Annotated in this window: 10 protein-coding genes; 6 read left to right on the top strand and 4 right to left on the bottom strand. The window is 51.9% G+C overall.

The features are described from left to right. Nucleotides 1-188: 188 nt before the first annotated feature. A complete protein-coding gene (locus tag ACO0LM_RS24810) occupies nt 189-890 on the bottom strand; it encodes a ZIP family metal transporter (protein WP_423040961.1) in 702 nt (233 codons plus the stop codon). On the opposite strand from ACO0LM_RS24810, the gene ACO0LM_RS24805 reads away from it, so the two are divergent. Then, a complete protein-coding gene (locus tag ACO0LM_RS24805; protein ID WP_423040963.1) occupies nt 826-960 on the top strand; it encodes a hypothetical protein in 135 nt (44 codons plus the stop codon). The genes ACO0LM_RS24810 and ACO0LM_RS24805 overlap by 65 nt on opposite strands. 86 nt (nt 961-1046) lie before the next feature. Here ACO0LM_RS24805 and gorA read toward each other — a convergent pair whose 3' ends face one another. Further along, on the bottom strand, nt 1047-2399 hold the full coding sequence (gorA, locus tag ACO0LM_RS24800) for a glutathione-disulfide reductase (protein WP_423040955.1): 1353 nt from the start codon (nt 2397-2399) through the stop codon (nt 1047-1049). A gap of 108 nt (nt 2400-2507) precedes the next feature. Further along, on the bottom strand, nt 2508-3389 hold the full coding sequence (locus ACO0LM_RS24795; protein ID WP_423040954.1) for a dienelactone hydrolase family protein: 882 nt from the start codon (nt 3387-3389) through the stop codon (nt 2508-2510). 307 nt (nt 3390-3696) lie between these two features. Between ACO0LM_RS24795 and ACO0LM_RS24790 the strand changes: the two genes are divergently transcribed. The 5 genes from ACO0LM_RS24790 (at nt 3697) to ACO0LM_RS24770 (ending at nt 9638) form a co-directional block, all read left to right on the top strand. After that, entirely contained in the window at nt 3697-4944 is a 1248-nt protein-coding gene (locus ACO0LM_RS24790) for a putative Na+/H+ antiporter (RefSeq protein WP_423040952.1), read from the top strand. A gap of 557 nt (nt 4945-5501) precedes the next feature. Then, the gene (locus ACO0LM_RS24785; RefSeq protein ID WP_423040950.1) at nt 5502-6557 is read left to right on the top strand and encodes a gamma-glutamyl-gamma-aminobutyrate hydrolase family protein; all 1056 of its coding nucleotides are present in this window, start codon (nt 5502-5504) and stop codon (nt 6555-6557) included. Between the two features lie 125 nt (nt 6558-6682). After that, nucleotides 6683-7879: a cation:proton antiporter gene (locus tag ACO0LM_RS24780; protein WP_423040948.1), complete on the top strand. Its 1197-nt coding sequence runs from the start codon at nt 6683-6685 to the stop codon at nt 7877-7879. A 1-nt stretch (nt 7880) separates the two neighbouring features. Then, the gene (locus ACO0LM_RS24775) at nt 7881-9014 is read left to right on the top strand and encodes a YbdK family carboxylate-amine ligase (protein ID WP_423040946.1); all 1134 of its coding nucleotides are present in this window, start codon (nt 7881-7883) and stop codon (nt 9012-9014) included. 63 nt (nt 9015-9077) lie between these two features. Beyond that, on the top strand, nt 9078-9638 hold the full coding sequence (locus ACO0LM_RS24770; RefSeq protein WP_423040944.1) for an HD domain-containing protein: 561 nt from the start codon (nt 9078-9080) through the stop codon (nt 9636-9638). A 96-nt stretch (nt 9639-9734) separates the two neighbouring features. Here ACO0LM_RS24770 and creD read toward each other — a convergent pair whose 3' ends face one another. Beyond that, nucleotides 9735-11147, bottom strand: a complete 1413-nt coding sequence (creD, locus tag ACO0LM_RS24765) for a cell envelope integrity protein CreD (protein ID WP_423040942.1) — start codon at nt 11145-11147, stop codon at nt 9735-9737. Nucleotides 11148-11273: the final 126 nt, after the last annotated feature.

Below are 11273 nucleotides of genomic sequence, written 5' to 3'. Positions count from 1 at the left end.
TATTGTGGGCTTTTACAACAACGTTCGCTTGCATTCTGCCCTGGGCAATCTGCCACCCAGTGTCTATGAGCAAAAAATGGCAGAAAAAGAACCTATCCCAGTGTCCGAAAATACTTGACCACTACACTGCGTAGCTTGCTAGCTGCTTAGATTCTGTCGGCACAATGCAAAAAAAGAGGGGCAGGGCATCACCGGTGACTGGTCACAAACAACACCAGTACCACGCCCAGTGACACCAGCAGAATCTGCGGTATGGTTTCTTTCAGTGTAGCCCGCCGCTGCATTTGCGGCATCAGATCACTGACGGCAATATAGATAAAACCGGAAGATGCAAACACCAGCACATAGGGGATCATGCCGCTGGCGTTTTCCAGCGTGAAATAACCTATCACACCACCGACCACTCCCATCATGCTGCAGATCAGGTTATACACATAGGCACGTGCACGACTGAAGCCGGCATTCAGCAAGACAATGAAGTCACCTATTTCCTGTGGGATTTCATGCGCAATAATCGCCAGACCAGTGACCAGGCCAAGCTTGGGATTCGCCAGAAAGGCAGCCGCAATCAAAATGCCGTCGGTGAAATTATGCAGGCCATCACCCACCAGTATCATCCAGCCGGCACGGCCTGCTTCATCCGCATCATGTCCATGCTCATGATGGTGACCGTCCCCTTCATGATGATGCGAGTGGCGCAGTATTGCGAACTTTTCCAGCAAAAAGAAAGCCAGCAAGCCGCCCAGCAGGCAGGCAAACAGGGTGCGGGTGTCGGCACCGGATTCAAACGCTTCAGGCAGGGCATGCAGCAAAGAGGTGGATAGCATGATGCCCACCGACAGGCTGACCATGCGCTCTACCACTTTGGACAAGAGAGAAAACGAAAAAATGGCGGCAGCCGTGATGCTTAAAACACCGGCAACGGTGGTGGCAAACAGGATGGATAACAGCGTGGAATGAATTTTAAGCCTCGGGAATTTGCAACCAGGTTGCAAATTAAAGCATATTGTGGCGTTTTCTGCAAATCCGGATTGCTGCGGTACGCCCTACACCACTGCCGTCCGCATGGTCACAAACTCTTCTGCAATCGTCGGATGCACGCCTATCGTGGCATCCAGCTGTGCCTTGGTGACGCCGCATTGCATGGCTACGGCAAAGCCCTGGATGATTTCACCGGCATCTGCGCCCACCATGTGCATGCCCAGCACGCGGTCGGTGTCGCCATCGACGACTATCTTCATCAGGCAGCGCTCAGTCGAACCCGACATCGTATGCTTGAGTGCCTTGAACTCGCTTTTGAAGATTTTGACGTGGGCATGTTTTTCCCGCGCCCTGGCTTCAGTCTGGCCCAGGGTTGCGACATTCGGGTGGCTGAATACTGCTGTCGGAATATTTTCATACGACATCAGCTTGTGACCATGCTGGAACAGGTTGGCGGCGACTACCATGCCTTCGGCCAGTGCCACCGGGGTCAGGGCCACGCGGTCGATGACATCACCGATCGCATAGATATTGTCGACGTTGGTGGCAAAGTGTTCGTTGACGATGATGGAGTTATTTTCCCGTACCTGCACGCCGGCGTTTTCCAGCCCCAGGCCTTTGACATTTGGCTGGCGGCCAGTGGCAAACAGCACGCAATCACTATCGAGCGTGCGGCCATCGCTGAGCGCAACGCGCTTGCTGTTGCCGTTGGCAGTGATGGACAGGATTTTGGTGTCGAGTGCTATCTCCACGCCTTTTTTGTGCATTTCATTGATCAGGAAATGGCCCAGATCACTATCCATGGTGCGCAATATCTGGTTGCCACGCTGTACCAGCGTCACTTTGCAACCGAGGCCATTCAAGATGGATGCCAGTTCCACCGCGATATAGCCACCACCTTGTACCACCGCATGCCGGGGCAAGGCAGGCAGGTGAAAGAATTCATCCGAGGTAATGCCCAGTTCGCTGCCTGGCAATGCTGGCCGCACAGGGTGGCCACCGGTGGCGATCAGGATATGGTGGGCGCGATAGCTTTGTCCATTGACGACGACGGTATGCGCATCCAGTATCTGCGCATGGCCAGCGATGACATGTACTTTGGCCGTTGCCAGAATCTGGCTGTAGATGGTGTTGAGCCTGGCGATTTCCCTGTCCTTGTTGGCGATCAGCGTGGACCAGTCGAAGTGCTGTTCTCCCAGGCTCCAGCCAAAACCGGCAGCCTCTTCAAAATCGGCGTGGAAATGCGCCGCGTAAGACATTAATTTTTTGGGAATGCAACCGGCGTTCACACAAGTGCCTCCCAGTGGACCTGCCTCTGCCAATGCCACCCGCGCACCATACTGCGCTGCAAAGCGACTGGCACGCACACCACCAGAGCCGCCGCCTATCGTGAATAAATCATAGTCGTACGTATGCATGGTGGTCCTTGAGTTGCGGTAACGGTGTCAGGCAGATTCCTTATGCATATCAATGGAACCTGCCTGAGATTGGCTACACGGTATGGCTGTTGCAGCGAGGGATTAAAATCAAACGACGCCATTCGCCTTGAACCAGGCCAGGCAACGGTTCCAGCCGTCTTTGGCGTCGGCTTCATTGTAGCTGGGGCGATAGTCGGCATTAAAGGCGTGGCCAGAATTTTCATACACCTTGAATTCTGATTTACTATTACCTTTTTTGAGTTCGACTTCCATCTTGAAGACAGATTCAACCGGGATACCCTGATCTTTGGCACCATACAGACCCAGCACCGGTGTTTTCAGTCCGGCAGCGATATCGATAGGGTGTTTCGGTGTCAATGCAGTGGCGTCACCCAGCAATTTGCCATACCAGGCGACGCCGGCTTTGACATTGGGGTTATGCGCAGAATACATCCAGGTAATGCGGCCACCCCAGCAAAAGCCGGTGATGCCCAGGCGCTTGGTGTCACCGCCATTGCTGCCAGCCCAGGCGACTGCGGCATCCAGGTCCCCCATGACTTGCGCATCCGGCACTTTAGAAATAATTTCCTTGATCAATACGGCGACGCTTTCAGCATTTCTGGCATCACCCTGGCGCGCAAACAATTCAGGCGCGATCGCCAGATAACCCTGCTTGGCAAAACGGCGGGCGACATCGGCGATATGTTCGTGCACACCAAAAATCTCGGAAATCACCAGTACCACCGGCAAATTGCTCTTGCCTTCAGGTTTGACAAAATACATGGGCACATCTGCGCCAGCCACGCTCAATTTGGTCACGCCATCGGTCAAACCGGTACGGTCAGTCTTGATCATGGTTTGTGCACATACCGGCGCTACCGCTGCGGCAAAGCCTACACCTACTGCTGTTTGTATGAAACTGCGACGGTTGACTGTTGTGTTGTCTTCGCTGCTACCAACCAGGCTGTTAAAATCTTCGCGATACTGCATGGTGTTCTCCTATATGTATTCGTTGATACAGTTAAGTATATGAAACCCCGGACAAAACAGGAATGAATTGTACAACTGATTCAGAGAACTTACCTGTAAGAGGCGGTATTGCCGCTATTGCTTATGAACATCGCTTACGGTTTTGGCAAAACCGGTGGCAAGCAGTCAGCTACACAGCAGCTTCTTTTGATCATGGTTTGGCATCGCACAGGGTGGGTTATAGCGGTGGATACCACGCCGGTTTTTATCGTAGCCAGAGATAAGCTCGTGTAAGATAGGTATCCATATCTATGCAAAGAAAACAGCAATGACTTTAATGGACACCCTGGGTGCCGTGATCTTTGGCCTGGCCTTGCTGCACACCTTCAGCGCCAAGTTTTTTGAAGTGCTGGCGCATCGCCATGCCCGGCATGCAGGACTGTTTCATTTATTGGGCGAGGTGGAAGTCGTATTCGGTTTTTGGGCTTTTGTGCTGGTCGTCGTCATGGCGCTGGTATCTGGTAGCAGCGCTGCGGTGACTTATGCCGAGTCTCGTCAATATACAGAACCGCTGTTTGTATTCGTTGTGATGGTGGTGGCTGCATCACGTCCCATACTTGAGATAATGGGGCGTGTACTGCGCGGCATGGCAAGTTTCGTTCCCCTGCCGGATGCGCTTGCCATGGTCTGGTTTGGTCTGGCCGTCGTTCCCTTGCTGGGTTCTCTGGTTACCGAGCCAGCAGCGATGACCCTGGCGGCATTGATACTGGCCCCCAGGATATTTCGCCAGGGTATATCTGAATGGCTGAAATATGCAGCGCTGGGGGTATTGTTTGTTAATGTTTCCATTGGTGGCACGCTGACTTCGTATGCCGCGCCGCCGGTGCTGATGGTGGCATCGGCCTGGCAGTGGGACAGTGCTTTCATGCTGGCGAGTTTCGGCTGGAAAGCCGCTGTTGCCGTACTGGTCAATGCCACTATCGTGACACTGTTATTGCGCAAGCAAATCACTGGCGACGGCAGTACAGATGAAAAGCACAATCAACCAGTACCGTTGATCGTCAGCCTGATACACCTGGCCTTTCTGGCGGGTGTGATCTTGCTTGCGCATCACCCCGTATTTTTCCTTGGATTATTTCTGTTCTTCATGGGGTATACCCAGGCCTATGAACGCCATCAGAATCCATTGATTTTGAAAGAGGGTTTGCTGGTTGGCTTCTTTCTTGCAGGCCTGGTGGTGTTGGGCGGCATGCAGCAATGGTGGCTGCAGCCTATCGTATCCAGCCTGAAACCGCACATCCTGTTTTTTGCGGCGCTTGGCCTGACGGCGATTACCGACAATGCTGCGTTGACCTATCTGGGGTCTTTGATTGCAGGTCTGAGCGAACAAGCCAAATATCTGTTGGTCGCCGGTGCCGTCGCCGGTGGTGGCCTGACCGTCATTGCCAATGCCCCCAATCCGGCAGGCGTGGCTTTATTGAAGCGTGGTTTCAATGACGAATCCATCAGTGCATTGGGTTTGCTGCTGGGTGCCTTGCCGCCGACTTCGGTCGCTGCATTGATGTTTTTTATCTGATTCGCATTGACTGGTTCTTATGAATTCGTTGAAATTTTTTATGCGTTCCAAAGTCATGCAAGGTAGATAGATTTCACAAAACATGCTTTGACCTACACTGAAAATGTGAGATACACAGGGCAAGTTCTGTTGTAGGCGTTGTCTGACAGACGCAGTCCCGCAATACCGCTACAATACATAAAGTGTGTGTGGCGTACTCCCCACACATGATGTATATGCACTTGCATAATTTATGCAAGACGGCAATAAATCAGACCCAATGCAGGGCACGATTCAGTGCCAGTCAAGTGGCAACCGTCTTTTTGATGGAAACCGCGTAGCGGTTTTTTGGCGACAATAATGAACTCAAAGAGGGAAATGGCATATCAGTGTCAGGCAGGATATCGCGGTTTTTTCGTCTATGCCAGGACGTATCCTGTCACTCTGATGATTGAAGAAACAGAGTATCCGTGATTTGTCGTGCTCCCTGATTAGCGAGAAAGATTTTTTCCGTATTGCGTATTTTTACTTTGATTTGCACGTGATGCTTTTGGTTTTATCAGAGATGGATGAATGCCATGCCAGACGAAAAAAACAAGCAGGAATCAGCCGGTGCCGAGGCCGCAGATGCCGCACAAACCAGTGTGGTTGACACTGCTGCGGTGGCAAACCAGTCGCAGGGGCCAACTGCCAGTGCTGCGGTGGTACAAGCACCAATACCCACTTCAAATTCAACTGCTGGCCTGCAAGATCACCAGGCTAGTTATCAGAATGGTGAATCACCCTGGCGCACTCTTGTGCGGGTTGTTTCTGCCCGCTTGCGCGCAACGTCCTTGCGTACCGCAAAAGGTATTACCCATCGTACGTTGAAAATCGGCGTATCCGCCCGGATATTTCATCCCCAGGCCGGTGCCAAAGGTTTATCCAGCAAGACCTTGCAGTATCTGGAAGAGTCGATTGCACAATGGGTAATGGCGCGCGATGTCATGGTGTTCATGATCCCTTCGGTCAATACCAATGGCCTGATACGTCCCAGTAGTATACGCCTGCGTGACTATGCCAGGCATCTCGATGGCCTGGTATTGCAGGGTGGTGCCGATGTTGCGCCACAGACTTACTCGCAACAATCAACACGTCCGGAATGGAGTGGTGACCGTACCCGTGACATGTATGAGCTGGAACTTTTGCATGAATTTATCGAAGCCGATAAACCTTTGCTGGGTATCTGCCGTGGTTGTCAGTTATTGAATGTGGCTTTTGGTGGTAGCCTGTATCAAGATATCGCCACCGAGGTGCCGAATGCCATCGCCCATGTGAATGATCTGTACGACCAGCATGGGCATGAATTACAGTTCACTGCGCAATCCACGCTGGCACAATTGTTCCCGCCATTACTTACCGCCAAGGTCAATTCCATACATCATCAATCCATCAAAAATCTGGGCCGGGATATCAGGATAGAAGCTATCTCTCCCGCAGATAACATCGTTGAAGCAATACGGTATCAAAAAGCGAAATTTGTCGTAGGCCTGCAATGGCATCCAGAATTTCATCTGACAGGGCAGAGTGATTTACTGGATTGCACGCCCATACTAGACAGTTTTCTGCGTGCAGCCAGAGAAACACGATTTTAAAAATTGGACTGGTGCGCCGATGCAGATAAAAAGGAGCAATGCAGCAGCATCACAGGTGATTGCATTTTTCATGTTATCCACATCAGTATCAGCATTAGCATCAGGCACCCGTGACAGGAGACAGCATGACAGAATTTTCCATCAACATCAGTGAAATGGCCTGGCCTTGCATCATTGCGCTGGCCTGGCTGTTGGGGGATATGGGGCATCGCTGGCTACACCTGCCGCGCATCAGTATCTATGCGCTGACGGGTTTCGCACTGGTCAACCTGTTCCCGACTTATCTGTCGCCGCTGGATAACCATAGTCTTGTGTTGTTGGCCAATATCGCTTTCGGCCTGATCCTGTTTGAATTTGCTTATCGCATCAATCTGCGCTGGCTCAGCCTCAATCCCTGGGTAGCCGTGACAGGGCTGGTGGAAGCGGGCGTCACTTTTGCGGCGGTGTATTTCGTGGCGCTATGGCACGGCAGTTCACAATTGATGTCCCTGCTGCTGGCGGCACTGGCGATGTCATCTTCACCGACTGCGGTATTGCGTATCATTAATGAGCAGCGCAGTTCAGGCCAGGTCAGTGAACGCATCCTGCACCTGACGGCCATCAATTCCGTGCTGGCGGTATTTGCTTTCAAGATCATCCTGATGTATTGGGTGATGCAGACATCGGGCGACCTGTTGCAGGCTTCTGCCCAAAGCCTGCATGTCATGATGGCGGCTTTGGCGTCGCTGATAGCAGGGATCGTATTTGGTATCTTGCTGCCTATCGTGTTGAGCTGGCGTGGTCGCCAGGCAGAAGATGCAACGCTGGGCTTTGCCTTTGCAGTGATTGTGCTGGTGTCGCTCGGCTATGCCAGTGGCTTGTCGCCGGTATTGGCCACTCTGGCTTTTGGCCTGGTAGCAAGGCACCGGCGCATCAGCCTGGGTCGTACCCAAAGAAATTTCGGTGTGCTGGGCGAGTTGTTGACGGTGGTGCTGTTCGTATTCGCGGCATCCACGCTGGCATGGCAGCATGTCTGGGCAGGTGCGCTTCTGGGCGTGGTATTGCTGGTCATGCGCCTGGGTAGCAAGATACTGGTTACTACCGCCCTGGCACCGGTCAGTGGCATCTCTTTGCGCAAGGGCTTGCTCAGCGGAGTTGGTCTGGCACCAGTTTCAGTCTTTCTATTGCTCAGCCTGGAACAGCCACGCAACTTCGGCATGGTCATGAGCGAAGAATGGTTTGCCCTGATTGCCATGACGCTGATGCTGGAAGTTGTTGGCCCCGTCCTGACCCAACTGGCCTTGTTCGCTGCCAAAGAAACACCGGAAGAAAGGGAGCAATAATATGCCACTAGGAGAATTCACCAATTCGAATGCCCTCTCCATGGGGGTAGAGCTGGAATTGCAACTCGTCAGCCTGTCTGATTTTGACCTTGCCGCTGCCAGCCCCGATCTGTTGCATCTGCTGGCGAAACGCCCTTTCCCCGGTAATGTGACGCCGGAAATTACCCAGAGCATGATAGAAATCTGTACCGATGTACAAACCAGGTATCAGGGCGTGCTGGGGCAATTGCAGGAGATTCGCGATACCCTGGTGCATGGTGCTGACGTATTGAATATCGGTATCTGTGGTGGCGGTACCCATCCCTTCCAAAAATGGACAGACCGCAAGATATTTTCCAAACCGCGCTTCAAGGAAGTGTCTGCGCTATATGGTTATCTGGCAAAACAATTCACCATCTTTGGCCAGCATGTACACATAGGTTGCACATCTGGCGATGACGCCATGTTCTTGCTGCATTCTCTCAGCCGCTATGTGCCGCACTTTATTGCCCTGTCTGCTTCTTCACCTTATGTGCAGGGTGGTGATACCTTGTTCAATTCTGCCCGGCTGAATTCTGTGTTTGCTTTTCCCCTGTCGGGACGTGCACCATTTTTGTTGAACTGGGATGCGTTTGCCAATGACTATTTCAGCAAAATGGAAAAAACCGGTGTCGTCAAAAGCATGAAGGATTTTTACTGGGACATTCGCCCCAAGCCAGAATATGGCACCATAGAGTTACGCGTCTGTGACACGCCGCTGACGGTGGAAAGAGCGGCCGCCCTGGCCGCTTACCTGCAAGTCTTGTGCGCCTACCTGCTGGAACGGCGTGAAGCGCCACCATCAGAAGATGATTACCTCGTGTATAACTATAATCGCTTCCAGGCTTGCCGCTTCGGTCTGGACGGCGTTACCGTACACCCCAAGACCTATGAAAGCACGGTACTGCGCGACGACATACTGGCCAGCTTCGACCGGCTGAAACCGTATGCCGAAAATCTGGATGCCTTGGCCGCATTCAGCCACTTGCGAGTCGCGATACAGACAGGTAATGATGCACAATACCTGCGCCAGCAATTTCAGGAAAGCGGCAGCCCGGAAGGGATGGTGAATGCTGCCTTGCATACTTTCCGTGACAGAAGACGTAGCGACAGATGACCTGCCATAGTGGCATGGTGCTTGTCTTTGCCGGGTAAGCAATTTTATAGAGAGGAAGGCAAGATGAATAAATGGACACCCGATATCTACGCAAAAGCCTGGGATTTTTCATCACGCCAGCATAACGGACAAACATATGGTGGCAAAGTGGAAGGTGAAAAGGTAGAGTACATCAACCATATCGCCAGCGTCGCCATGGAAGTGATATGGGCCTTGCAATTCAATGCAACTGCGAATGGTGCGCTGGCGGTGCAATGTGCCTTGTTGCACGACACTCTGGAAGATACCGGCACCAGCTATGATTTTCTGAAAAATGAGTTTGGTCAGGCCGTGGCTGACGGTGTGCAGGCGCTGTCAAAAAATACGGCACTACCTGACAAGGCTGCGCAAATGCGCGATAGCCTGGATCGTATCTTGCAGCAGCCGCAAGAAATCTGGATGGTCAAGATGGCAGACCGCATCAGTAATTTGTACCATCCACCGCATTACTGGGGCAATGAAAAAATACTTGCCTACCGTCATGAAGCGCAAATGATTCATGATGAATTGCATACTGCCGATGCCAGGCTTGCAGAGCGTCTGCAAGCGAAGATACAGGCTTATCCTCAATTCTTGCGTAAATAATAGGGATTGTGATTGTCTGTAATGGACTTTCTATATGACGAAGCGGGGTGGATTTGATTTTTTCAAATCCACCCCGCTTCAGTCAGGCAAGCTGTTTCAGCTTGCAATCGCCGGTGCAGTCTTACCCAGTTGATACCAGTCTACCTTGCGCGTGATGACCATGATGGCGGACAGTACGGCGAACAGCAGCAAGCTACCCATAACCAGGGCATTGCTTTCTGATTGCAGCAAGCCAAACAATATTCCATACAATACTGTCAGCGCGCAGCCAAAGCCGAAACCACGCTTCCAGTTGCGCAAGGCATACGACAAATAAAAACCTATCAGAAGAATACAGGCAACACTGGCCAGCAGATACGCCAGGATGAAACTGATTTTTTCCGACAGACTGACCAGCAACAGAAAGAACAAGGCCAATGCCAGCCCCACCAGCGTATATTGAATCGGGTGGATAGGCAGTTGCTTCAATACTTCAAACAGGAAAAAGGCAGCAAAGGTCAGCGCAACAAACATCAGGCCATATTTGACAGCGCGATCCGCCTGGGAATAAATATTGACCGGCTCGATAAACGCGACGCTGAACACATCGATCGGTGTCGAGGCTGCAGTGCTTTCTTCCGGTGTTCTTGTTGCCTGGGCTGCAATCACCGGGCTACCGGCATTTTCCAGATTGTTCATTTGTTGTTGCGCATTGCTCGACAGGGCAGAAATATTCCAGTTGGCGCTAAAGCCATTGTCATTGCGTATCCTTCCTTTTGGTGACGGCAGGAAGCGTCCTCCATATTGCGGGTGTGGCCAGCTCGATGACAGGGTGACCTGATTGTTTTTGGCAATCGGTGCAAAGCTCAGACGTTCCACGCCGTCGAGTATCAGGTCCATCTTGAATTTAACCTGGCCGGCGCTTGCCATTTGCATGCCATCCAGGCGAGCATGGATACCACGCTGGAAGGCATTTAACTTGCTGCCCTGCCTGAATTCAAAGCTTTGCTCACCCCATTGCAGTTTGGGGAAGTTTTGCAGGCCACGGGTATCGCTCAAGCCTATAGCCACATAGGGTGCTTCCTGCACACTGATGCTGGCTTTGGTTTTATCTTTGGATGCGAGGCTGGCCATGTCGGGCAGCACAAAGTCACCGGAAATCTGATGGTTGCCGGTATATACCAGCACCTTATGGATGCCGCGATAGCGCTGGTCGGTATCGATCGTGCCTTTTACCGTCAGATCATTTGGATACACATAATGCTTGTGGTTATTCGAGACCAGGCGCTTGGTGACTTTTTGAGTCGCGGTATCAATGGTTTCTTCTTCCCAGGTTTCGACATACGGTATCACCAGGACCGGCCCTATGACCACCTGTTCACTGACAGAATCGGCAGTGATGCTGCGCACGGCTTCGTCCCGGTAGCGCATGCGTTCCCAGATGGTGGATTGAATCATCATCAGGGGAATGTAGATAACTATCGCCAGCAGACCGATGATAATGGTTTTGAACAGCAAACTCTTTTGCATGACAGACTCCATAGATAAGGAGCTACCAATGTATATAACTTGTGTGCGTTGTTGATGTGTTTTGTGTGAAGTGATACATCAGCTTGTGATGCATCAGCTCGTGACGCATCAGCTCGTGACGCATCA

Source organism: Undibacterium sp. Di26W, from assembly GCF_049340265.1.
GTDB lineage: Bacteria > Pseudomonadota > Gammaproteobacteria > Burkholderiales > Burkholderiaceae_D > Undibacterium.
The sequence above is the reverse complement of the archived record's forward strand: the minus strand, read 5'-3'. Positions and strand labels throughout refer to the sequence as shown.